At 33.3% G+C, this 23226-nt stretch carries 28 protein-coding genes; 1 reads left to right on the forward strand and 27 read right to left on the reverse strand.

Annotation, left to right across the window (positions count from 1 at the left end):
- Positions 1-8: 8 nt before the first annotated feature.
- The 5 genes from J2S15_RS11825 to J2S15_RS11845 form a co-directional block, all read right to left on the reverse strand.
- Positions 9-1334 carry an RNA polymerase sigma factor gene (locus J2S15_RS11825; protein WP_307408545.1) on the reverse strand — a complete coding sequence of 442 codons (1326 nt, stop codon included), beginning with the start codon at positions 1332-1334 and terminating at the stop codon, positions 9-11.
- Positions 1335-1538: 204 nt separating this feature from the next.
- A complete protein-coding gene (gene hydF / locus J2S15_RS11830) occupies positions 1539-2723 on the reverse strand; it encodes a [FeFe] hydrogenase H-cluster maturation GTPase HydF (protein WP_307408548.1) in 1185 nt (394 codons plus the stop codon).
- Between the two features lie 8 nt (positions 2724-2731).
- On the reverse strand, positions 2732-4144 hold the full coding sequence (hydG, locus tag J2S15_RS11835; RefSeq protein ID WP_307408550.1) for a [FeFe] hydrogenase H-cluster radical SAM maturase HydG: 1413 nt from the start codon (positions 4142-4144) through the stop codon (positions 2732-2734).
- 8 nt (positions 4145-4152) lie between these two features.
- A complete protein-coding gene (hydE, locus tag J2S15_RS11840) occupies positions 4153-5190 on the reverse strand; it encodes a [FeFe] hydrogenase H-cluster radical SAM maturase HydE (protein WP_307408552.1) in 1038 nt (345 codons plus the stop codon).
- 9 nt (positions 5191-5199) lie between these two features.
- Positions 5200-5445, reverse strand: coding sequence for a TM1266 family iron-only hydrogenase system putative regulator (locus J2S15_RS11845; RefSeq protein ID WP_307408554.1), 246 nt, complete (start codon positions 5443-5445; stop codon positions 5200-5202).
- A 243-nt stretch (positions 5446-5688) separates the two neighbouring features.
- Between J2S15_RS11845 and J2S15_RS11850 the strand changes: the two genes are divergently transcribed.
- Positions 5689-5949 carry a hypothetical protein gene (locus J2S15_RS11850; RefSeq protein ID WP_307408556.1) on the forward strand — a complete coding sequence of 87 codons (261 nt, stop codon included), beginning with the start codon at positions 5689-5691 and terminating at the stop codon, positions 5947-5949.
- Between the two features lie 80 nt (positions 5950-6029).
- Here the strand turns inward: J2S15_RS11850 and J2S15_RS11855 are convergent, their stop codons facing one another.
- The 22 genes from J2S15_RS11855 to infB form a co-directional block, all read right to left on the reverse strand.
- Positions 6030-6740, reverse strand: coding sequence for a hypothetical protein (locus J2S15_RS11855; RefSeq protein WP_307408558.1), 711 nt, complete (start codon positions 6738-6740; stop codon positions 6030-6032).
- Positions 6713-8374: a hypothetical protein gene (locus J2S15_RS11860; protein WP_307408560.1), complete on the reverse strand. Its 1662-nt coding sequence runs from the start codon at positions 8372-8374 to the stop codon at positions 6713-6715. The genes J2S15_RS11855 and J2S15_RS11860 overlap by 28 nt, the downstream gene beginning before the upstream one ends.
- Before the next feature lie 27 nt (positions 8375-8401).
- Positions 8402-9571: a BaiN/RdsA family NAD(P)/FAD-dependent oxidoreductase gene (locus J2S15_RS11865; RefSeq protein ID WP_307408562.1), complete on the reverse strand. Its 1170-nt coding sequence runs from the start codon at positions 9569-9571 to the stop codon at positions 8402-8404.
- 40 nt (positions 9572-9611) lie between these two features.
- A complete protein-coding gene (locus J2S15_RS11870; protein WP_307408564.1) occupies positions 9612-9806 on the reverse strand; it encodes a hypothetical protein in 195 nt (64 codons plus the stop codon).
- 10 nt (positions 9807-9816) lie between these two features.
- Positions 9817-10302, reverse strand: a complete 486-nt coding sequence (locus J2S15_RS11875) for a deoxycytidylate deaminase (RefSeq protein WP_307408566.1) — start codon at positions 10300-10302, stop codon at positions 9817-9819.
- Positions 10303-10304: 2 nt separating this feature from the next.
- Positions 10305-11537: a rhomboid family intramembrane serine protease gene (locus J2S15_RS11880; protein WP_307408568.1), complete on the reverse strand. Its 1233-nt coding sequence runs from the start codon at positions 11535-11537 to the stop codon at positions 10305-10307.
- Between the two features lie 3 nt (positions 11538-11540).
- Positions 11541-12449, reverse strand: a complete 909-nt coding sequence (locus J2S15_RS11885) for an RluA family pseudouridine synthase (RefSeq protein WP_307408571.1) — start codon at positions 12447-12449, stop codon at positions 11541-11543.
- On the reverse strand, positions 12439-12924 hold the full coding sequence (gene lspA / locus J2S15_RS11890) for a signal peptidase II (RefSeq protein WP_307408573.1): 486 nt from the start codon (positions 12922-12924) through the stop codon (positions 12439-12441). The genes J2S15_RS11885 and lspA overlap by 11 nt, the downstream gene beginning before the upstream one ends.
- Positions 12925-13038: 114 nt before the next feature.
- Positions 13039-13692, reverse strand: coding sequence for an endonuclease III (nth, locus tag J2S15_RS11895; RefSeq protein WP_307408575.1), 654 nt, complete (start codon positions 13690-13692; stop codon positions 13039-13041).
- Positions 13692-14234 (reverse strand): DnaD domain-containing protein, encoded by a 543-nt coding sequence (locus J2S15_RS11900; protein ID WP_307408577.1) that lies wholly within the window; start codon positions 14232-14234, stop codon positions 13692-13694. The genes nth and J2S15_RS11900 overlap by 1 nt, the downstream gene beginning before the upstream one ends.
- Before the next feature lie 2 nt (positions 14235-14236).
- Positions 14237-14689 (reverse strand): hypothetical protein, encoded by a 453-nt coding sequence (locus J2S15_RS11905; protein ID WP_307408578.1) that lies wholly within the window; start codon positions 14687-14689, stop codon positions 14237-14239.
- 14 nt (positions 14690-14703) lie between these two features.
- Positions 14704-15378, reverse strand: coding sequence for a 5'-methylthioadenosine/adenosylhomocysteine nucleosidase (locus tag J2S15_RS11910; RefSeq protein ID WP_307408580.1), 675 nt, complete (start codon positions 15376-15378; stop codon positions 14704-14706).
- Entirely contained in the window at positions 15375-16076 is a 702-nt protein-coding gene (locus tag J2S15_RS11915; protein WP_307408581.1) for a class I SAM-dependent DNA methyltransferase, read from the reverse strand. Before J2S15_RS11915 ends, J2S15_RS11910 begins: the two co-directional genes overlap by 4 nt.
- Positions 16069-16413, reverse strand: coding sequence for a ribosome silencing factor (rsfS, locus tag J2S15_RS11920; protein WP_307408583.1), 345 nt, complete (start codon positions 16411-16413; stop codon positions 16069-16071). The genes J2S15_RS11915 and rsfS overlap by 8 nt, the downstream gene beginning before the upstream one ends.
- Positions 16373-17437 carry a nicotinate (nicotinamide) nucleotide adenylyltransferase gene (gene nadD, locus J2S15_RS11925; RefSeq protein WP_307408585.1) on the reverse strand — a complete coding sequence of 355 codons (1065 nt, stop codon included), beginning with the start codon at positions 17435-17437 and terminating at the stop codon, positions 16373-16375. Before nadD ends, rsfS begins: the two co-directional genes overlap by 41 nt.
- Positions 17434-17718 carry a ribosome assembly RNA-binding protein YhbY gene (gene yhbY / locus J2S15_RS11930; protein WP_307408587.1) on the reverse strand — a complete coding sequence of 95 codons (285 nt, stop codon included), beginning with the start codon at positions 17716-17718 and terminating at the stop codon, positions 17434-17436. The genes nadD and yhbY overlap by 4 nt, the downstream gene beginning before the upstream one ends.
- Positions 17718-18785, reverse strand: coding sequence for a ribosome biogenesis GTPase YqeH (gene yqeH, locus J2S15_RS11935; RefSeq protein WP_307408589.1), 1068 nt, complete (start codon positions 18783-18785; stop codon positions 17718-17720). Before yqeH ends, yhbY begins: the two co-directional genes overlap by 1 nt.
- Positions 18778-19302, reverse strand: a complete 525-nt coding sequence (locus J2S15_RS11940; RefSeq protein WP_307408592.1) for a YqeG family HAD IIIA-type phosphatase — start codon at positions 19300-19302, stop codon at positions 18778-18780. Before J2S15_RS11940 ends, yqeH begins: the two co-directional genes overlap by 8 nt.
- Positions 19303-19423: 121 nt before the next feature.
- Positions 19424-20479, reverse strand: a complete 1056-nt coding sequence (locus J2S15_RS11945; protein ID WP_307408594.1) for a hypothetical protein — start codon at positions 20477-20479, stop codon at positions 19424-19426.
- Positions 20458-21015, reverse strand: a complete 558-nt coding sequence (locus J2S15_RS11950; protein ID WP_307408596.1) for a VanZ family protein — start codon at positions 21013-21015, stop codon at positions 20458-20460. The genes J2S15_RS11945 and J2S15_RS11950 overlap by 22 nt, the downstream gene beginning before the upstream one ends.
- 15 nt (positions 21016-21030) lie before the next feature.
- Positions 21031-21378 carry a 30S ribosome-binding factor RbfA gene (gene rbfA, locus J2S15_RS11955; protein WP_307408598.1) on the reverse strand — a complete coding sequence of 116 codons (348 nt, stop codon included), beginning with the start codon at positions 21376-21378 and terminating at the stop codon, positions 21031-21033.
- A 6-nt stretch (positions 21379-21384) separates the two neighbouring features.
- Complete coding sequence (infB, locus tag J2S15_RS11960) at positions 21385-23220, reverse strand: translation initiation factor IF-2 (protein ID WP_307408600.1); 1836 nt, start codon at positions 23218-23220, stop codon at positions 21385-21387.
- Between the last annotated feature and the right edge of the window lie 6 nt (positions 23221-23226).

Below are 23226 nucleotides of genomic sequence, written 5' to 3' on the forward strand. Positions count from 1 at the left end.
CTCCTTACTTAAATTTTATTATTTACTTGAATATCAAGAGTATTACCTGCATAATCACTTATTTTGAAAGTGTCTAATGTGTAATGATCCGGAACTGTTAATGTGTTATTTCCTACATTAAATTGATAATCATAACTTTGCACACCATCTCGATAGAATTGTATTGATTCTGGATTAATCTGGGATAAATCATCATAAAGGTATAGAATATAATAATCACCTTTATGTTCAAACGTTCCAGTAGGACTTTGGGTATCAATATTCATGATTGTCACTTCTTTTTCATCTATGATCGTACCTTCTTTTGCCAACTGTACTGTATAGGTTCCATTCGCTAGAATCGTTGTTGTTTCTACACCATTCACTAGAATTTGATCATACTCCTCATTTGTAGTACTAATTTCTAGATTGACTGGTTGATTGGTCCAATACTGACTAAAAACAGTATCTTCAATTTTTGCAGTTTCAATCTCTGGTTCTACCACTGGCTGCTCTTGCACTACTGGCTGTGGTTCCACAGCTACAATTGGTTCTTCCTCTTTTGGTGGCGAATAGTTTAACACTGTCACACCAACAACTGATGCACAAACAGCAACCCCTGCAATCACCTTATACGATAGTAAAGATGTTGCTTTTCCTGCAGCTGCTGTAACGGAAAGAGCTCTGATTGCGGTCTCACTTGGAATACTTTGAACAACATAGACTTCACTTAACATTTCATATGCATGATGAATCATTGCAGGTGTCAGCAATGCAATTCCATAATTTTTTGGAGAAATACCATTATTCTGTAAATCCGAACGTAATACTTTTTTTATCTTGTCTATTCTTGAATTCACTGTGCCCCTGGGTATATTTAGTATCTCTGCAATTTCTTTTAACTGCATTCCATCATAGAACCGTAGCATCCCTACACTTCTTAATGGAGTACTCATATTCTCAAGTGAATTCATTATAATCTTATTTACCCTGTCATCTTCCATTTTGTCTAATGTACTTACATGTTTCTGATCACCGAAATCTTCTACAGTCATCTCACTTCCAAGATCCACAATTTTCATTTTTCTACGATTTTGATTTAGGCAAATCGTATAGGTAACTTTTTGAATCCATGTATTAAAAGTTTTGGGTTCTCTCAAGTCTTTTAATTTCTTATGAACCCGTATGAATACTTCTTGCACAACATCTTTTGCCATTTCTTCATTGTGAAAGTATTGCATCGCTATAAAATAAATCTTATTGTAATATGCTTTGTATATACTGCTAAATGCTTCAGTATCTCCTCCCTGCGCTCGTCGTACTGTATCTTCTGTAATTGCACTAAGTTGTTTCACTTCTATACCAACCTTTCTACTTGCCCTTTTCCTCCTATTAATTAGTAGTGATTTTCTCTGTAATCGTTCACTTTTTGTTCAATACTTGAGATATCATATTTAAAGAAATGTTTTCCCAGCATGACATTTCTCCAAATCACTACATAGACACAATGAATGTATAAAATTGTCGCAGTTTTGACATAAAAAAATCAGTATAAATTTTTATATACTGATTTTATCTAAAATATTATTTACATATGCAATAGTGACTCCATAGTTTGTAATTGGAACACCAGCCTGCTTTGCCTGTTGTAATCTTGATAATACATACTTTCGATTAAACATACAAGCTCCACAGTGGATAATTAAATCGTAATCTCTTACATCTTCTGGAAAGTTATTTCCACTTACAATATCGATCTGTAAGTTTGGATCAATTCGCTTCTTCAACATTCTTGGTATTTTTTCCCGACCAATATCTTCCGTCAGTGGAGCATGGGTACATGCTTCCGCAATCAATACCTTTGAATCTTTGGTAAGTTTGTCAATTGCATTTGCGCCTTCCACAAACGTATGAATATCACCTTTGTAGTCTGCAAAGAGTACCGAGAATGAAGTAAGTTTACTTTTCTCTGGCTTCTTATCATATACAATTTTAAATACCTGTGAGTCACAAATAATTAAATCCGGTTCTTTTGATAACGATTGTAGCGTCTGATCAATTTTATCAGTTGTACAACTTACCACAATACATTTCTTATCCAGTAAATCTCGAATTGTCTGTACCTGTGGTAGAATTAATCTTCCTTTCGGTGCCTGAATGTCCTGTGGCATAACTAACATTACTAGGTCATCTTCTTTTGCCAACGACTTTGTGATGCTATCCATCCCATAGTCTTCTGGTAATAAACGAATGATTGCTTTACGAATCTCATCAGTATGATCAGCTTTCGCATTGATTACCATTACATCTTCCTGTAGGGTTGCTTCCACTAATTCTTTTATCTTTTGAGTATCATTTTTATTAGTATCATTCACTACTAATAAAGTAGTAATATTTAATTCCTTAAAGAACTGATACCACTGTACTCCTTCTTCAATCTCTTCATCTGCAAACATGACAATTGCGATATCACTTTTCTGAGCAGCAAGACGTGTCTTTTCCATTCGCTGCTCTCCAAGTTCACTGACATCACCAAAACCAGCAGTGTCAATGAATACAACAGGACCAATCCCGTGTAACTCCATTGCTTTATAGATTGGATCGGTTGTTGTACCTTCCTTGTCAGAAACTATTGCAACTGACTGCTTGGTAAGTGTATTTAGCAGTGTTGATTTTCCACTGTTTACTTTCCCAAATATTCCAATGTGTAATCTGTTTGCATGAGGTGTGTTCTGTAATCCCATAAACTCACCTAGAAACGGAAGTCACGTTTACCATCATGAAGTTCTTTTAGATAACCTTCGGCAATAGCGCGAACTTTCTCGTTTTTAATATGAGGAATTTCTTTACGAATCACTTCTTCACCCAATGCTCTAGTTTCTTCACTGGCATAGTCTTCCAGATATTCTTTTAATGTCATAAGTGCATTTGGCTGACAGATATTTGCAATCTGGCCTGATTTTACAAGACTCATAAAACGGTCACCCGTTCTACCTTCACGATAACATGCAGTACAGAAACTTGGAATAAATCCTAATGATAATAACCAGTTCACTACTTCATCTAAGGTTCTGGTATCACTAACATCAAATTGTGCACTGTTTTCTTCTTCAGGTTCTACATATCCACCAACACTTGTTGATGAACCACCACTTAACTGTGATACTCCCAAGTCAAGAACGCGTTCTCTTGATTTTTGTGATTCTCTTGTAGAGATAATCATTCCTGTATAAGGTACTGCAATACGAATGATTGCAGTAATCTTTGCAAATACATCATCACTGATTGCATCTTCAAAATCCTCTGGATCAATATCATCTGCAGCACGAATCCTAGGTACACTAATTGTATGTGGACCTACACCAAAACGTTCTTCTAAATGTTCTGCATGCATCAGTAAACCAACAAAGTCATAACGATACATGTTCAGACCAAACAATACACCAATTCCAACATCATCAATTCCACCCTGCATAGCACGGTCCATAGCCTCTGTGTGGTAGGCATAGTTATGTTTTGGACCTGTTGGATGTAATTCTTCATAATTCTTCTTGTGATACGTTTCCTGGAACAAGATATAGGTTCCAATTCCTGCATCATGCAATCGCTTATAATTTTCAACTGTAGTCGCTGCGATATTTACATTTACTCTACGAATTGCACCATTTTTATGTTTGATTGAATAAATTGTTTCAATACTTTCCAGTACATATTCAATAGGACTGTTAATTGGATCTTCTCCAGTTTCCAGCGCTAAGCGTTTATGTCCCATATCCTGTAATGCAATTACTTCCTGTTTGATTTCTTCCTGTGTTAATTTCTTTCTTGCAATTGTCTTGTTTTTATAGTGATAAGGACAATAGACACATCCATTTACACAATAGTTAGAAAGATAAAGTGGCGCAAACATAACAATACGATTTCCATAAAACTTCTGTTTGATTTCTCTTGCCAACTCTTCAATTCTTTTATTTTCTTCTGGTAAATCACATTCCAATAGCACTGCTGCTTCACGATGTGACAACCCCTTACAATCTTTTGCTTTTTCTAAAATACTATCAATTAATTCTTTGTTTGATTTATTTGCTTTCGCATACGCAAGTGTATCTAAAATTTCACCATCATTGATAAACTCTTCTGCTTTTTCTGATCCTTTATTGTACATAACTTCCTCTACTTTCTAAAATCTCCTCTGTCATATGAAATTGTATAACCAATCTTTTCTAAACGCTTTTGAAGTGACGCTAATGATTCTGCAGCCTCATCATCCATACATGCTTTATCATTGTATAATAAATACTTCTTACGAAAGCGTATAGGAGACAAGTTAGGCATTACAACATTTGCACCTGCCAATATTCCTTTATCTCTTCCATCATCTGCAATTGTAGCAAGTGCAGTTGTGGAAGGAATAAGTGCATATGGATGCATCAGTCGTAATATTGCAACCACAATTAAGGTCAATTCCAAACTACCTTTTTCCTTATCTTTAAACGGTGTATCCTTATGTGGCAAGTAAGGTCCAATCCCAATCATCTGTGGTTGTAATTCTTCTAAGAATAAGATATCTTCCACAATGTTATCAATTGTCTGATTTGGTGACCCTACCATAATTCCACTACCCGTTTGAAAACCAATTTTCTTTAAATTAAACAGACATTCACTTCTTGTCTGTATGGTCATCCCCTGTGGATGAAGTGATGCATAATGTTCAGCATTAATTGACTCATGACGAAGTAAATAACGATTTGCACCCGCATCATAATACTGCTTATAAGTATCATAATCTTTTTCACCTAAACTTAAAGTAATTGCACAATCCGGATACTTCTCACGAATTGACTTAATAATATCTACCATTACCCTAGGTGTATAACTATCATCTTCGCCCCCCTGCATTACAAAGGTACGAAATCCTAAACGATATCCTTCTTCACAACTTTCCAACACTTCTTCTTTTGTGAGACGATAACGCTGCGCTTTATCATTACTACGACGAATACCACAATAATAACAATCGTTCTTACAATAATTCGTAAGTTCAATTAAACCGCGAATAAAAATTCCATTTGAAAACTGCTCTTGCGCTACCTCTCTGGCATTCAAAAACAGATACTCCTGTTCTTCTTTCGTAAGTGATGTTAGTAATTGCTTATATTCATCTGGTTGTAGTTTTCTTGTCTCTCTTAAACGATGAATCAACTCTTTCATTGTCCACCTCTAAATATTTGCATATAAAGTCTTTGACTTAATATGCTCAATCATTCCCAGTTTACCTGATAATGCCGAGATGACATCACTAGGTGCATCAATGATAATACTAATTACTGAAACTCCTCTTTTCTTATAAGGAATTCCCATTCTACCAACAATATACTCCCCATACTGATGTAAAATCTGATTCATCTTTTCCACCGACTCTGGTGATTCTACAATAATTCCAATTTGTGCGATCCTTGTTTCCATGAAACCTCCAAAATAAAAAGTCCTTGCACCACAAAAAGCAAGGACATACGTTTCATATATCTTCGCCTTAATGCTTGGGACGAACCCTTGCATGCAGTACGACTACCATTCATATTGTACTCCTTTTCAACCAAATAAACAACACAATCATTTTTTTACATGCTTATGGTTTTACTAACGATTAAAAACAGTTATAATAGTAGTAACAAATATAAAAATATTTTGGGACTGGAGGATACAGACATGAAAAAATTTGTTGGAATTACACTTGCAGCATTAGCAGCAACAGGAGTTGGTCTTGCGATTGCAGCGAAAAGAGAAAAGAACAAAATCAAACGTGAACTAGAAGAAAAAGATCCAGAAGAACTAATCAAAATTTTAAGTGATGCTACTGCATTACTTGAATTAGAAAAGATTGCGAATATGGATGAAGCAACTAGTGAAAAATTTGAAATGGCTAAAAACAAACTTAAAGAACACATGAAATCAAAAGATAGCGAATAACCGCTATCTTTTTTCTTTACTTTAGAAATGCTCTAAGATATAGATGATTTACGTCTGAATATAGGATAATCACATATTTTTTAGGATTTTCTTTTTATTTTTTTTCTCTTCACCCTTTCTTTAACATCTTTTTCAACCATATTTATTTTATCAATAATCTCTTCTTCATTCTCTACAATTTCATAATAATTCTGGTTAATTATAGATATTATTCTTTTTAAATCTCTGAAATTGAACCCTTTGACTTTATTAATCAACCTGAATACGTTTCCGTCCAACTTTTTTAATACTTTTATAATATCATCTGACTGACCTCTTAATTCGTATTCCTTAATAATAAAATCATGAATTTGAGTAAAGTATGTAATCATAGATTGTTGCGGATCATAATAAGATTCAACGTTATCTAAAACTAATTTATTCTCTAAATCATCATAAATCCTTTTTCCTTGAGTACTAAATTCAAAAATACCATCATCATATGAAAGAAGTCCTAAGATATTTTCACGAAGTAAAAAAGAGGAATTTATATTCGAAATCGTTCTAAATACACTCAGTGCTTCATCTTCTTGTAATCTATCAATGTCTTCAATAATCAAGAAAAAACGTTTGTTGTATATTAACATTTTCTTAATTTCTTTTACAAAAAAATCTTGATATATTCTGCTATAATCTTTTTTGAAAATAATTATATAAGGTATCATTATTTTATAGATTACATAAGTGAGAATCACAATTATAATTATTAGTCCTAATTGATGATTTACAAGAGAAATAAAATTGTTTCCCATATCAGTTTTATCAAACGTAGAGAAAAAAGAATATATATATAATTATTAAGTGTAAATCCATGGGCAATTTCTGCATTAAATAATAAGTAAACATAATCCTTCACTGCATAAAGGAAAGTAACAATAGATATCAATAATGTCATAAAAAAGGGAAAGCATTGAATACCCGGTTTGTGAAAAATAGTTTTAGTTTTTCTTTTTATCTGCATAAATAATAAGTACAAAAAATCATGATCTGAATTGGCTTCCCATGGAGAGATAATAATTGGACTTCTATTCTCATTTAATGTCCATACTAAATCAAAAGTTGTCTTTCCTACTCCAAACTCACCCTTGTGATAAAGGAATTTTCTTTTGTCATTGACTTTTGAAGGCAATTTAAACTTATTTAAGCTATTTTCACCATTTAAATCTACTATGTGATAACAGTCAATAAAAACATTTGAAAAATTAAATATTTCATTATTATAAGAATATTGACTAGAATAAGTATATATACTTTCACCTATCTTATTAAATTTAAATTTTAATGGAACTAAGCTTGAATCCACTTCACCAACTAAATCGCTATTAGCAATTGAAAAATTAACATAAAATTCTAGTTTTTCATATAATACTTTTCCGTTTTTATTTATTTGAATAATTAAATTAAAGTATTTGACCCCTACTACATTATCATTAACTGGTATTATATAGTAAAAATATTTTTTCTCTTCTATTTCTCTGTTGTTACCAAAATAATAATCTTTATAATTTAAGACACGAAAACCATTCGCACCTTGTCTCTCTAGAAATTTCGATATATCTATTTTAAACAATTTATATCTTGTAATTTTTTTATCAATGAAGTTATTCATGATAAATACACGACTTGTTAAAATATCACTTAATTCCAAATTTGTATATCTTATTGTAATTTGATTCTCTTGAATAATATAATTATCATACTTGGGTATTGATAAAAATATACTAAAGAAATATAAAATTATACAACCGAAGATTCCTAAATTGGAAATTTCCATTTTCCCTATGCCAAGTATGTTCTCTCTGAATAGAAACAGAAGGAAAATAAGAATAAATTGATGTATATGAAATCCTAAACGAAACCCTATGTGAAATCCTATATTTTTTTTCATTAAATAATAAATATTTATTATTTTACTAATTATTTTATTTAAAGCATTTCGATTATTCTTCTTCTCTCTAATAATATCCTTATTGCTCGATGTTATTATTGAAAAATTTAAAACTATTAAAATTATATATTGAAAAACAACTAGATAATTGAGGCAAGCCAAAGTGAAATGTAACTGAATATTGTCATAAATGAAATATTCCAGTATGAATACAATAATTAGCTGAAACAGTCCCCACCACCAATAATAAATATAATAATTAAGTTCTTTTTCTATTCTTCCTTTATTATTAGAATAAAAGAAAATTACTATACAAGGTATTGCCCAAGCAGCTATAAAAAAAGCCCAAATTTGGATAAACTCCTTTTCTATAGATATTGGAATAAATAATAGAATAAATTGAAAAGCTAAAGCCACAATAGATACTAATAATGCAAATATTTTTCCCCACAACTCTTCATATACCAATTTGTACAAAATCATTTTAACACTATTCAATTTTAAACATCCCCCTTCAATTCTTTTTCATCGCATATATTTCCCTGCTAAATATCCACTTACAAATGCAATTGTAATATTATAACCACCTGTATGTCCATGCACATCTAACATCTCACCACAAAATGCGATGTTATTGTGTAATTTAGATTTCATGGTTTTAGGATCTACTTCTTTGATATTGATTCCACCATCGGTCACAAATGCATTAGTAAATCCTCTTGTTGTATAAATAGTGAGTGGAAATTTTTTTATACTTGTTAGGATATCAGCATTCTTATCATACTGTGTTTTTAAATATTCACATAAACGTTTTGGTAATTCACAAGCACTAAAAATTTCTTCTATTGTCTTCGTTTTTAGTTCCTCTTGTAACATCTCTAACGATACACTAGGTAAGAAATCAATATTAATCATTACAGGTGTTTCTTTCACTAATACTTTTTGTACATAGTAACTAGCCTGTAATGCTGCAGGTCCTGAAATACCAAAATGAGTAAAGATTAAATCATGATCTACTTTGTACTTTGCTTTTCCTTTTTGTAAGACTGTAACTCTAACATTACTAAATGATAATCCCTGTAGTTCTTTTGATTGAATTACCTGATCATTTGATACAAGTGGAACCTCTGCTGGCTGAAGATTTGTTACTGAGTGTCCAAGTTGTTTAGATAGTTCATATCCTGTGCCATCTGAACCAGTCATTGCGTAGGAACAACCTCCTGTTGCCAGTATTAGATAATCATAGGTATAAATACCTCTATTTGTAATGATTGTTTTATCCGTTACTTCTTCTACTGTTGTATTGTATTCAATTTTTATATTTAGTTCTTTCATCTTTCTTTTTAATGCAAAGATAATATCATTGGCATCATCACTTTGAGGAAATACTCGATTATGTTCTTCTACTTTTAACGGACAATCGAGTTGTTCAAAGAAAGAACAGATATCTTTTGTATTGTATTGCATTAAAGCACTGTAAAGAAATTTTCCATTCTTCACAGTGTTTTTGATTACTTCTTCGTTTGTTACATCTGCAGTAACATTACAGCGACCACCACCAGTTAACTTTAATTTCTTACCAAGTACATTGTTACGTTCGACTAGAATAACATCAAGATTTGAATGATGTTCCTTGGCTGAAATTGCTGCCATCATACCAGCAGGTCCTGCTCCAATAATATATAATGTTTTCATCTTTTCCTATTATAACAAAAAAATACCGTAATAACGGTATTTAAGTTGCAAAATAATAGATAACTCCCAGAATAATAATTGCTGGCAGGAAAAATCCAAAGGTAATATGTATAATTATTTTTAATACATAGTATGCAAAGGATATTAATACCAGAGGAATTAATACTCTTAGAAATGCTTCAAAGTATTGTTTTTGATCTATTAAGTTCATCGTTCTGTCAATATAATTTCTCATAATAACCTCACTAGTTGTTATCCTCAGTTTCAACCTGTAACTTTACACAATATGGTAATTTGTCATAAGTTACACCTGCAGCATCAAACATCTTACGACTTGCAAGTCCTGTATCTTTATAGAAGTTTTTATCACTTTCATAAATTACGCGTTTGATTCCACTTTGAATAATTGCTTTTGCACATTCATTACAAGGAAACCTTGAAACATAAAGACTGCATCCACTTAAGTCAGTTCCACTGTTTAAGATTGCATTTAATTCTGCGTGTACAACATAAGGAAATTTAGTATCTAAGTAATCTCCACCTTTACCCCAAGGAAATGTATCATCGTCACATCCTTTTGGTAACCCATTGTATCCAATTCCTACAACTTTCATATCCTTAGACACAATACACGCACCAATTTGGGCAACTGGATCTTTTGAACGTAGAGCACTTAAATGAGCAAGTCCCATGAAGTACTCATCCCAAGTTAAAACATTTTCTCTTTTCATTTTTACTCTCCATATAATCGATCAACATTTTTTTCCAGATAATTTGCATAACCATCTAGTCCTAATTTTCTAACATCCTTAATCACCTGATAATCCGTTGTTGGATATAAAGGTTTTACAGTATTGTTGTTTAATCCATAAAAACTAAGTCCACCAATCAGAATTACAAAACAGATTGCAACGTGAGGCTTTAAGAACTTCCACTTCGCGTTTTTCACAAACAGGAAGGACATAATTGCTCCAGCAACGAAACCTCCCATATGCGCTGTAAAACTAACTCCTGGCAGTAATGAAATTAGTAAGTTAATCCACACTACTCGTAAGAGTGAAGATCGAACCTGTGGGATTCGAAATGTCTGATTCTCAATGGCAATTACAATTACGGATGCCATTAATCCATATAGTCCACCAGATATACCAGCGCTAATTTGATTATTTTCAACTACAAACACTAACAAGTTACCACAAATAATGGATACCAATAGGATTGCAACATATTGTTTTTTATTAAATGATTTCTCTACTACACTTCCTAATGAATATAAAGCTAACATATTCATTAATAAATGCGATATACTCAAATGATGAAAACCAGCTGTTATAAAACGCCAGTATTCATGAGCAGCAACTACAAAGGTTTTATAGTAAGCTCCTGCAATTAATAATGCTTTGGTCCATGCATCACCACCTAGTTGCATTGCCAGCAACTGAGTCAATAAGAAGACTGCAATACACACTCCCATAATCCCTAACGTAAACTTAGGAATCTGGCGTACCGTATTCGCTCTTGTTTTCTTCATTTGGAAATTACGTAAACTCTGATTAATTCTACGGATTTCACTATCATTGTTGTCTACTTTCTTCACTGCATATTGAAGGTGAGGAAATGTCGCAAACAACATACTGCTTTCTTTTTCATCATGAAACAGAATTTGTTGAAAGTTATTTTCTTCAAACTCCGTACTTGCTTCATTAGTATTTATAATCAATATTTTTTCATTTGACTGTAAAAGTCGACGCATAAACATTGTTACTCTTTCTAAATAATCCTGTTCAAAGATTAGTGACGTACTAGTAGCCGGATTCAACCGAATCACTGGATACTTTGGATTATCTTTGTTGGTTAGCCATAGGTCTTGTTTCTGTCCCTGAAAACGAATAATTGAATACCCATAATCTTCTACCAGACAATCCATAATCTGATAAAGAATGACATCATTTCTTTCATAACTCATAGGCTACTCCTTTCTTAATTCTTCCAATACTTCTTTGAAAACATCAGGCATATCTGCCTGTACTACAACTTTCTCACCTGTAGTTGGATGTGTAAATTCCAGTTCATATGCATGTAGCAGTTGACCTGAAGTATCCATTGTCTTCTTATACGAATATGTTTCATCTCCAACAATCGGAAATTTTATATATTTCATATGTACACGAATCTGATGCGTTCTTCCAGTTTCTAAAGAACATTCGATTAATGTATAATCATCAAAGCGTTCAATTACTCTGAAGTGAGTAACTGCATCTTTACTGTTCTGTTCACATACACACATCCGTTTACGATCTTTTACATCTCTACCAATTGGTGCATCAATCGTTCCATACTCATGAGGAATCTCCCCATGAACCAGTGCATAATACTTTCTAGATACAGTTTTACTTTGCAGTTGTTCACTTAATGATTGATGTGCTTTATCATTTTTGGCGATAATCAGTAATCCGCTTGTATCTTTATCAATACGATGAACAATACCTGGACGTAAAACACCATTGATACCACTCAAGTCTTTACAGTGATACAAAATTGCATTTACTAATGTCCCATGCAAATTACCAGGTGCAGGATGTACAACCATCCCTTTCGGTTTATTTACTACCATAACATCATCATCTTCATAAACGATATCAATTGGAATATCTTCTGCTAATACTTCATATTCTTCATTCTCTGGAATATGAATCATTATCTCATCATCTTCTTTTAAACGATAATTACTTTTCACAACATCTCCATTTACTAAGATATCACCATCAGTAACTAATGTCTGAATACGACTTCTTGATAAATCTAAACGATCACCCAAAAAGCGATCAATTCTTGTTTTCTCATGTTCTGCACTGACTTTTATTGTTTCATCGTACATTCAACTTTCCTCCAAAACTAGTTCGTAGTTCATCCAAAACAATCAGTCCTATCCCTATAACCAAACACATATCGGCTACATTAAATACTGGAAAATCATATCCGAAAATCGTGAAGTCCAAGAAATCACGAACATATTGAAGAGTTAAACGGTCAATGAAATTACCTATTGTTCCTGAAATTGCTAATATAATTCCAGTATAAGCAATTAAACTAGCGTTTTTCATATTTCTTAAAAATAAAATCAACAATACCAACGCAACGACAGTAACTATATAAAAGAATGTCATTTTTCCTTCAAAAATACTCCAGGCAGCCCCAGTATTTTGAACATACCTGATTTGAAAGAATGAAGGTATAATCTCAATCGCTTCCCCCAAACGCAAAGAAGCTGTAACTATATATTTAGTAACCTGATCAATAATTAACGTAATTGCAAGTATTGATGCAAGCAAGATTTTTGTCTGTTTCTTCATATGAAATATACTCCTATTTACATTGTACCATTATAACATTTTTATAGTAGTTTTCCAAAGTCTTACGCTATTATTTCAAGCAAGATAAAGAAAAAGCAGACAATGTCTAATTATCTACTTTGTTTTTGCTAATTTCTTCTTATATAGTTCAAACTTTTTGTTCTTACAAAATCCAACAAATGCACATTCATCACATTTAGGATTTCTGGCTGTACAGTGGTAACGTCCAAAGAAAATAAATAAGTGATGTGCCTGATTCCAGTCTTCACGTTTAATCTTTCTTCTTAGTTTCTGTTCTACCACTTCTACACTGTCACCAAACTTCGCAAACCCTAAGCGTTTTGATATCCTCTCTACATGTGTATCCACAGGCATCGATGGAATATCAAACCATACCGAACGCACAACACTGGCTGTCTTCCTACCCACTCCAGGTAAACTCATAAGTTCTTTAAATGAACTAGGTACATGACCATCAAAGCGTTCATCAACTTCTTTGGCACAGGCTTTGATATTTGCTGCTTTATTGCGATATAATCCAATTCGACGAATACAGTTTTCAATTTCCTTAATATCTCCATCACCCATTGCTTTCGGTGTAGGAAACTTTTCAAACAATCCTGGAGTAATCTTATTTACGGCCTGATCGGTTGTTTGGGCACTAAGAACTACGGCAATTAATAATTCAAAATCATTTTTATGAATTAACTCACACTCCGCATCAGGAAACATCTCACGCATTGTATCTAAAATAAAAGGTACATCCATTAGCGATTTCCTTCCTCATAATCATGAGCAGTCAGTTTCTTTTCTTTCCACTTGATTAAGATGACATCAATATAATCAAAACTGCGAGTTTCATATACCACTGCTTCACGCAGTGCATATTCAATTAACTTTAGTTCATACGTTGACATCCATTCACTTAGACGTTGTGATTCACTCATCGTTAGTGGGCGTCCGAATTCGCTTTCATACAAATCAAACAGGCTTTGAAATTCATTGGTTGGTAATACATCCAAGTTTTCTTTTACTTTGAATACCTGATCCAAACAATAGACAACTTTACGGTTTTCCATCTTAATTTCTAAATAACCTTTATTAATTAAATGATTCATTAAACCATCAAGCACAGTTGGCTGCATTTTCATTTTACGTGCACAAGTTTCTAAATCAAAGTTAATATTGAATTCATTACAGTAATCAATATAAAGAAGGACAAATGCTTCTTCCACATTTACATCTAAATGTTCGATTTCACTTAGAATAAAGTTACGATGATTAAAATATGTTTTTTGGTATAACTCCATCCTTACTTTCCTCCACTACTATAAATAACTTCTAATGTATCAAAATCAACTACTAAGACGTAGATGCCTTTTGTAATATAATATGCTGGTGCTTCATATCCATAACCAACACGAACTTCTGCACCTTCTAATTCTGAATAATCGCTAACGATTTTTTCAACATCTGAGAACTTTGCTTCACTTTTCTTACGAGTTGCAATCTTCTCACCATTTTCATCAAAAATAACATAGTTCTTTGAAGTCTCACATGTATAAGTCACAAATTGAAAACTAATACGGTCAATCACATCACATGATTCTTCTTTTTTTATCGTTGCTTCTATTTTTGCTTCATCATTCTCCTGCTTACGAAGTGGACCACTAACATAAACGCCTAAAATTGAAACAACAATCAATCCTAATAACAGTAAAAGGAAACAAGTTAATAATATTTTTTTATAGTTTAAATTTTTCATGTTTCCTCCTTAATTTATTCATTAATAAACTTAACACAGAATGCTGCAGATCTCACACTTGCTTTTTGTGCATACGTATAGAAATCCATTTCACTACCTTCTTTGGTTGCATTGTCTGAAAGTGAACGTAGTACAATACAAGGCACTTGACGACGATTACATACATACGAGATTGCACCTGCTTCCATTTCACAGGCAATTACATCTTTAAAGTTATGTTTAATTAATTGTATCTGATCATCTCTTCCAATGAAGACATCACCACTGGCAATTGTACCAATGTAGACATTTGATTCTTCATCTTCAAGCAGGCGATAAGCTTTCTTGATTAACGCTTCATCACAAGATGAATATAACCCAATTCCCTCAGCACCATCTGCAACACTTGTATCAAAATCGTGTTGCACCACTTTATCTGCAATTACAATATCCAGTACCTTCTGTTCTTCTTTAAATCCACCAGCAGTACCAATATTAATAACATACTCGATATCATATTCATGTAAGATTGTTGCTGTTGTCATCGCCGCATTGACTTTACCAACACCACTTAATACTAATACAACATCTTTATTCCCAATCTTACCAGTTGTCAGCGAAACATCTGCAATCGAGTGCTCTTCAATATCACTCATATGCTCTTTTAGAGCCGCTACTTCTATTTCTAATGCGCCTATAATTGCAATCATTTCTGCTCCTTCCTACAAACGAAGAAATGTTTTTCTCCACTTTGTATTCCTTCTTTATCAAAATCAGTATAAATACTCACTTTAAAACCAGTTTCTTCTAATAACTGTTTTACCTGCTTTGGGTCAAACACATTTTGAACATGGTGTTCATACGAAGGAACTCCCTGTTCATTATAGAAGATAAAACTGTGATAAAGTGAAGTATCTTCACTTTGAATATTCCAGACAAACTCAATTCCATCCACAATACCTGCTTCATAAAATTCATCAGAAAACTCATCTAGACGATCTAGCGTATGCATATCAAATAAGAATACTCCATCCTCATTCAAATGAGCATATACTGAGTGAAACATATCACTTAATTGTGAACCTTCTAAATAATTCATACTATCGCAATAACAAAGTACATTATCAAATGTGTCTTCACTATCGATATCTGTCATATCCATCCACTTGTAGTCTACCAAGTGTTCTTCATCTTTTTCTTTAGCAACATCTAGCATCTGCTGTGAAATATCCGTAGCCAGCATATCAAAACCAACTCTTGCAAGTGCAAGTGAAATCTCTCCACTTCCACAAGCTAATTCCAATGTTTTTTTACCACTGGTATTTGCTGTTGTAAAATCTACATATGCTTTGGTTGCATCTTCATCTTTTACTAAACTATCGTAATGTTTGGCTAATACATCATACATTGTACTGACTTTCCAATCGAGGAAGATCAGCATACAGTCTTTCTAATTGATATAAATCACGTTCTTCATCTAAGAAAATATGAACAACGATTTCATCCGCATCAATCAAAATCCAACGTGAATCTCTACTTCCTTCAAAATGATGAATTGTGTATCCTTTTTCTTTCAATTCATCACGAATGTTGTTTGCAATCGCAAATACCTGACGCAGGTTATCTGCATGCGTAATCACTACGCGATCAATAAATGGGTTTAGTGCTGTAAAATCATACACTAAGATATCTTCCCCTTTTGTCTTATTGATTGCGTTCAATATCACTTCTAATTTTTTCTCCATCTACATACTCCTTACCATAACATTTCATTTGGTCTTCTTTAACTTCCTGATATCCCAAATGGATATCTTTATATGCATATGCCAATAATTCACTGGTGTCTCCACGTAATGGATCAAGTTTATCAGCAATATATAACAACTTTGAATAAATACCTAAGTGTTCACCTAATACATGGTGTTCCACTGCAGCCAATACCCGTTTATCACGAATTCCCAGATTATGTCCACAGACATATGCTCCCAGAAACCCATGCCAGATGCTTTTCTTCACATCAATCAGTTCAGGTCGTAACTGCGAAACCAACGTTCTTCCATCATCTTCATTAATATAAATAAACTCTTTATTAATATCATGATAGATTCCACACATATATGCAATCTGCTCATCTAGATGATGTGCCTTTGCTAAATTTACACAAAGCTTTGCTACACTTACACTATGATTGTAACGATATTCACTCATATAACTACTTACAATTCCTTCGTACAAGAAATTCTCTACAATGTAATCCTTTACCTTTGGATGTAAGTATTTTAACTTTCCTTCACGAATCTCGCTACTGCTGATTGGATAAGGTTCCATTGATAACATCCTCACATTATAAGGTGTATCAACTGTTTCACCATCTCGCATAAAACCACATAACTGTACTTCACTTTGCAGTTTCTCAATATCTTTCCATTTATTTAGTTGTTTGATCTGATCGCCACCAATCATAAAGAAGAAGGTTGCATCTTTATGCTGTGTCTTTAAACGTCCTACTGTATCAATTGTATAATTCTTACCATTACTGGTTTCTTCAATTGTACATAGTTTAAAACCATCAAAGCCATTCAGTGCCAGTTTTACCATTTTCTTGCGTGCATCATAATTACTTAATGTACGATCCTTTAATGGTGTATCATAACTCAATACAAACCAGACTTCATCCAACTGCAGTTGTCTCTTTGCCTGCTTTGCCATTTCAATATGACCAAGGTGAATGGGATCAAAGCTTCCACCAATTAGTCCGATTCTACTCATAGTTCAATGATCCGTTTTTTACTCCTGCGAAACAATACAATGGTACGACCAACGATTTGAACAACCTCACTGTTTGTCATACCTGCCATATCTAATGCCATCTCTTTGACGTTATCATCACAATTCTTCAGCACACTGATTTTAACTAACTCATGTGCTTCTAAAGCCAAGTCCACAGTCTCTATAAGATTTGCACTTAACCCATCTTTTCCTATTTGAATAATTGCTCGTGTTGTCACGGCAATACTTCTTAAATGTCTTTTCTGTTTTCCACTTAGCATTAAATCATCGCCTCTCTAAATATTACATCTACATTCTCATTTACATAGACATCAATCTGGCTTACATTACCTTGGATACAAAACCATCCAAGTCCTGCAATTACCACGTCCATCTTTGGTATTTTCTTTGTATTTGTATACTTCTTCATATCTTTAAATTCATCATTAATTGATGGTGACAACAGTTCATTTAAATGAGTTTCCCATAACTGATCTGCCTGCTCCATCTTTCCTCGATGAATATTCAAACGTTCATTGAAGTAACAAACAACATTTACTTTATCACAATCTTTTAAATCCAAACGTACATATCCACCTACTGCCAATGACTGATTCTTTGTCAGTTGAAATTTCTTTGGATTGATTTGCTTTTGAAAGATTACATCTTTTAACTGTTCTACAGGAACATACGTCAATAATGACTTACTGTTTACAATTCCTGGAGTATCATACAGTGTATATCCATTATATTCAATAGGATTCAAATCAAGAGTTGTTCCTGGATGCCACGATGTTGTAAGTTCAGATGAATTCATTAACCCATTCAACAGAGTACTCTTTCCAGCATTTGCATTCCCAAGCAATACTACATCACGATTGTTACGTACATGTTCAATTGACTCATTTACATTTTCAATTGATTCAGGATCTTGTTTATGTAAGTCAGGACATAGTGTCACACCTACAATTTTGATTCCATGTTCCTTCAATCGGCGCATAATAAAATTCGCAATTTTATTTGGGTTAATATCTCTTGGTAATAAATCACTCTTTGTACAAACCAACAGAATATCTTTACCAATCAGATGACGGTTCATCCCTTTGATGAGACTTGACTCAAAATCAACCACATCAACAACCCAAACAACTAGAGCATCTAAATCATTTACTTTTTTTAATAACTCATCGTTGTCAATTCCCTGTTGCATTGAAATAACTACATCATTATAATGCGTTAAACGGAAACAACGCTGACAATATTCTTTATCAAGATTTGGTGTATATCCAATTTTATCAGGATGTTCATTTTGTAATGTAACACCACAACCTTTACATGTTTTACTCATCAAATACTCCTCTTTTCATTACATTTTTCTTTTCTAATCGACGATAAATCTGATTCTCTAAACGTCGATTTAACTTTGTTGTTTTCAAATCACGGGTTACTAACGGATGAGTTAGAATCGTATCAATACTCATTCGGTTTCCACCAAATACATCGGTTAATAACTGATCCCCAACCGCAACAATATCGCTTGGTTTCATATTATAGTCTTTTAAAATTTGTTTATAGGTCAATCGTAACGGTTTCTTCGCAAATCCATAATAAGGTACTTCCAGCGCATCCGCAAATAGCTTTACTCGATCCTTATTGTTATTGCTGATTAGGCATATCTGTAATCCTGCATCTTGTACTCGTTTAATGAAATCTTTTGCTTCTTGTGAAGGTAATGCTTCATCATGTGCCACAAGTGTATTATCGATATCACAGATTACTAATTTCTTCTTATGCTCTATAAGATTATCTACATCGATAGAGCGAAAACTTCTAACATATTTAAATGGTTTAAATAATCGAATCATAACTACTCACTTTCTAAATTACACTTGTATTTATAGTATCATTTTTTCTACTCATTATCAATTTTTCAAAGGGTAAATTCATCATTAATTTACACCTTGAAAAACTGAAATACCACAATTATTAAACTGTGGTATTTTCTTCAAATGATTGGTAACTTAATTCTATCGAAAGTTTTTCGTTGATTTTCTTTAAAGCTTTTAAAAATGCTTCTTTATCATAGATTGCTAAATCAATATAAGAGTAGGTTGTACCAATCGCACCACCAATACTCTTCGCAATTCCCTGCGGGAATAATAAATCATTTAATTTCTTCTCCAACTGTTGGCGATAGATTGCATCTGCTTCATTACCAGCATTGTTTTTATAATACAAGAAACCAAACTCCCCACCATAATCAAAGAACTGATGGTAAGTAACTAATTGACCTTCTAACACTTCACTGATTAAGATTGGATGAACAGTAAATATCATCTTCATATCTTTACGTACATCTTTACTATCAATTTCATCTTTTAAACTATATACACGATAAATCGTAGTAGGATCATAGTATTCAGGCCATTCCTTCTCTTCAATAATATCAATCATTATTTCATAGAATTCAGGTAAGATACAAGCATTTCCACTACGTTCACTATCAATGACATCAATCGTACCAATATATGCTTCTAATGCACATTCACCAATGAATAACTGCAGCATATACACTGCTATTTCATTGGCTTTATTTGGATCTAAAAACTGAAATGCATTACAGTATAATTCTACATGAAAACTTTTGTTTGCTTCATCAAGATCATAAAACACTCTGAAATCTTCAGGGTAATATTCCTGGTCTTTAATTCTTAATACTGTATTCAATGCCTTATCACTAAGTGGAGGTAAATAAGAGTTAATAATCCACTTCTCATTCACTCCCTCAGGTACAAATTGTTTTAATAATGCAGTAACTAACTGTACATTCTTATCTTGTCCTGTATGGAATGTAAGTTCATAGAAATCATCACTGATTGCTACTTCCAGTGAAGAATTACTACATTCTTCATAATATGTATTTAAGATTTTCACAATCTCATTCACTTCTTGTTCTTTATTTTCACTTAACGCATTTTCCAGGTTGACCTTTTCTTCCATGAAAATACGCCAAAATCGCTTCACTTGTTCTCTAATTGACATAACTGCCTCCTGTATATAAAACGATATATCCCATATCCAATACACCCACCGATCGTATTGAATATAAGATCATCGATATCTGTAATTCCAACATACCCAATAAACTGCAACAACTCTATCGTAAAAGATAATCCAAAGGCAATACCAAAGGCTTTCCAAAAATATGGTTTCTTAAGATAAAAGTTAACCATAAACCCTAATGGAACAAACCAGGCAATATTACCAACAATATTATAAATTAAAAACAACATTGCCCTTAGTGGATCAACACTAAGTGAATATTCATATGACTCTATTAACATTTCAAACGGAATTAAGTTTACTGTTCTTGTTGAGTTCATAAATAACCCTTCACGATAAACAGTAACATAAAGTAAACATATCAAATAAAAGAGAAAAATAAAGGTAATGACTTTCTTTTCAAAAGCCCTCCCTTTATTTTTTTTATACATATAAATACATCCAAAGATAAGAGTAGATAACAATGCTGAGACTATGAAACTGCTTAATAGTAATTCAATAATCCACTCTAACATAGCTAACCTCCTACTCTACTTATCTTTTGCATGAATGTCTGCAATAATCTGATCGATCTTATTTCCTCTATCTAGCGTTTCATCTAGCAGGAATACAAGTTCCGGCACCTTACGGATAGAAAGTTTCTTAGATAGTTCACTACGAATAAATCCTTTAGAACGATCTAGTGCTTTCATCCCAGATTCTTTTCTTGCATCTTGACCTAAAAATGAAACATAGATTTTCGCAACTGATAAATCACTTGCAACCATACAATCCGTAACCGTAATGAATCCAATTTTTGGATCCTTTACTGCTCTTGAAATGATTTCAGAAATATTACGTTGGATCAGTTGTGCAATCTTTTCATTTTTTAATCCCATAATATATTATTCCACCTCTACTTGTTGGTCCTCAAATGCTTCAATAACATCATTTATTTTAATATCATTAAAGTTTTCAATTGTGATACCACAGTCATAACCATTACTTACTTCCTTAACATCATCTTTAAAACGTTTCAATGATCCAAGTTTTCCTTCATAAACAACAATTCCTTCACGAATCAGACGGACTCCACAATCTTTCTTGATGACTCCATCAGTAACCATACATCCTGCAATTGTTCCCAGTTTACTTACTTTATAAGTTTCACGAACTTCTGCCTGACCAATAATTACTTCTTCATATACTGGTGCTAACATACCTTTCATCGCACTTTCCATTTCTTCAATGGCTTTATAGATGATGTTATGTAAACGGATGTCCACACCTTCGTCTTCTGCTTTCTTTCTTACTGCTGCATTTGGACGTACATTAAATCCAATAATTAGCGCATGTGAAGCACTTGCTAACATTACATCAGATTCAGTAATAGCACCAGCAGTTGAACGGATTACATTTACACGTACTCCCTTAACTTCAATCTTTTCAAGTGAAGCTTTTACTGCTTCTGCACTACCTTGTACATCTGCCTTAACAATCGTATTAATACTTTGAATATCGCCTTCTTCAATTTGGCGTGCCAAATCTTCCAAGCTCATTGCTGAAGAAGCATTTCTTTCTTCTTCCACACGAACATTCAGACGAGCTTCTGCTATTTGTCTTGCTTTCTTTTCAGAATCAAAGGCTTTGAATACATCACCAGCAATTGGAACACTGTTTAATCCAATGATCTCTACTGGAGTTGATGGACCAGCCACCTTGATTTCTTTACCCATATCATCTGTCATTTTACGTACACGACCAAATGCTGTACCAACAACAATTGCGTCTGATGCATGTAACGTTCCAGCTTCAATTAATAATGTTGCAACCGAACCACGACCTTTGTCTAGTTTCGCTTCAATTACGGTACCAACAGCATTTTTGTGAGGATTTGCTCTTAGGTCTGCAACTTCTGCAACTACTAAAACGTTTTCCAACAGGTCTTCAACACCTTCACCAGTTTTTGCACTTACTGGTACAAAGATTGTGTCTCCACCCCATTCTTCAGGCATACAACCCAATTCACTCATTTCGCTCATAACACGTTCAGGGTTTGCCCCTTCTTTATCCATCTTGTTGACAGCAACAATGATTGGTACACCAGCAGCTTTCGCATGGTCAACTGCTTCTTTTGTTTGCGGCATAACTCCATCATCTGCAGCTACAACAATGATTGTAACATCGGTAACTTTTGCCCCACGAGCACGCATAGCAGTAAATGCCTCATGTCCTGGAGTATCTAAGAAAGTAACTTTACGTCCATTTACTTCAACTTGGTAAGCACCAATATGTTGTGTAATTCCACCAAACTCACCTTCAGTAACTTTTGTTTTACGGATGGTATCTAACAATGTTGTTTTCCCATGGTCAACGTGTCCCATAATTGTAACTACTGGAGGGCGACTTTCTAATTTCGAAGGATCTTCATCCTCTTCCATTTCTTCAAAGTTAAACTCCTCTACAATGTTTTCTTTATGGACTTCAATTCCAAATTCCATACCAACAAGTTCAATATTCTCGTCGTCTAGTACAGTATTGATTGTCGCCATGTTACCTAGCAAGAACAAAAACTTAATGATTTCAGAAGCTTGCTTATGCATTAACTTCGCTAATTCACCAACTGTTACCTGTCCAGAATATGTAATCTCTGTAACTGTAACCTCTTGTTTCTTAGGCGTAAAATCTCTTTTTGTGTTTTTGTTGCGATTGTTATTTTGTCTTTTCTTCGCTTTTGCCATATCCTC

The sequence above is a fragment of the Breznakia pachnodae genome (genome assembly GCF_030814225.1).
Lineage (GTDB): Bacteria > Bacillota_I > Bacilli_A > Erysipelotrichales > Erysipelotrichaceae > Breznakia > Breznakia pachnodae.

Coding starts and splice junctions, on each gene's coding strand:
- hydF (WP_307408548.1), bottom strand. CDS start 2,723: ATGGGATTACAGAACACACCTCATGCAAACAGATTACACATTGGAATA.
- hydG (WP_307408550.1), bottom strand. CDS start 4,144: ATGTACAATAAAGGATCAGAAAAAGCAGAAGAGTTTATCAATGATGGT.
- hydE (WP_307408552.1), bottom strand. CDS start 5,190: ATGAAAGAGTTGATTCATCGTTTAAGAGAGACAAGAAAACTACAACCA.
- J2S15_RS11845 (WP_307408554.1), bottom strand. CDS start 5,445: ATGGAAACAAGGATCGCACAAATTGGAATTATTGTAGAATCACCAGAG.
- J2S15_RS11850 (WP_307408556.1), top strand. CDS start 5,689: ATGAAAAAATTTGTTGGAATTACACTTGCAGCATTAGCAGCAACAGGA.
- J2S15_RS11855 (WP_307408558.1), bottom strand. CDS start 6,740: ATGGGAAACAATTTTATTTCTCTTGTAAATCATCAATTAGGACTAATA.
- J2S15_RS11865 (WP_307408562.1), bottom strand. CDS start 9,571: ATGAAAACATTATATATTATTGGAGCAGGACCTGCTGGTATGATGGCA.
- J2S15_RS11870 (WP_307408564.1), bottom strand. CDS start 9,806: ATGAGAAATTATATTGACAGAACGATGAACTTAATAGATCAAAAACAA.
- J2S15_RS11875 (WP_307408566.1), bottom strand. CDS start 10,302: ATGAAAAGAGAAAATGTTTTAACTTGGGATGAGTACTTCATGGGACTT.
- J2S15_RS11880 (WP_307408568.1), bottom strand. CDS start 11,537: ATGAGTTATGAAAGAAATGATGTCATTCTTTATCAGATTATGGATTGT.
- J2S15_RS11885 (WP_307408571.1), bottom strand. CDS start 12,449: ATGTACGATGAAACAATAAAAGTCAGTGCAGAACATGAGAAAACAAGA.
- lspA (WP_307408573.1), bottom strand. CDS start 12,924: ATGAAGAAACAGACAAAAATCTTGCTTGCATCAATACTTGCAATTACG.
- nth (WP_307408575.1), bottom strand. CDS start 13,692: ATGGATGTACCTTTTATTTTAGATACAATGCGTGAGATGTTTCCTGAT.
- J2S15_RS11900 (WP_307408577.1), bottom strand. CDS start 14,234: ATGGAGTTATACCAAAAAACATATTTTAATCATCGTAACTTTATTCTA.
- J2S15_RS11905 (WP_307408578.1), bottom strand. CDS start 14,689: ATGAAAAATTTAAACTATAAAAAAATATTATTAACTTGTTTCCTTTTA.
- J2S15_RS11910 (WP_307408580.1), bottom strand. CDS start 15,378: ATGATTGCAATTATAGGCGCATTAGAAATAGAAGTAGCGGCTCTAAAA.
- J2S15_RS11915 (WP_307408581.1), bottom strand. CDS start 16,076: ATGTATGATGTATTAGCCAAACATTACGATAGTTTAGTAAAAGATGAA.
- rsfS (WP_307408583.1), bottom strand. CDS start 16,413: ATGGAGAAAAAATTAGAAGTGATATTGAACGCAATCAATAAGACAAAA.
- nadD (WP_307408585.1), bottom strand. CDS start 17,437: ATGAGTAGAATCGGACTAATTGGTGGAAGCTTTGATCCCATTCACCTT.
- yhbY (WP_307408587.1), bottom strand. CDS start 17,718: ATGCTAAGTGGAAAACAGAAAAGACATTTAAGAAGTATTGCCGTGACA.
- yqeH (WP_307408589.1), bottom strand. CDS start 18,785: ATGAGTAAAACATGTAAAGGTTGTGGTGTTACATTACAAAATGAACAT.
- J2S15_RS11940 (WP_307408592.1), bottom strand. CDS start 19,302: ATGATTCGATTATTTAAACCATTTAAATATGTTAGAAGTTTTCGCTCT.
- J2S15_RS11945 (WP_307408594.1), bottom strand. CDS start 20,479: ATGTCAATTAGAGAACAAGTGAAGCGATTTTGGCGTATTTTCATGGAA.
- J2S15_RS11950 (WP_307408596.1), bottom strand. CDS start 21,015: ATGTTAGAGTGGATTATTGAATTACTATTAAGCAGTTTCATAGTCTCA.
- rbfA (WP_307408598.1), bottom strand. CDS start 21,378: ATGGGATTAAAAAATGAAAAGATTGCACAACTGATCCAACGTAATATT.
- infB (WP_307408600.1), bottom strand. CDS start 23,220: ATGGCAAAAGCGAAGAAAAGACAAAATAACAATCGCAACAAAAACACA.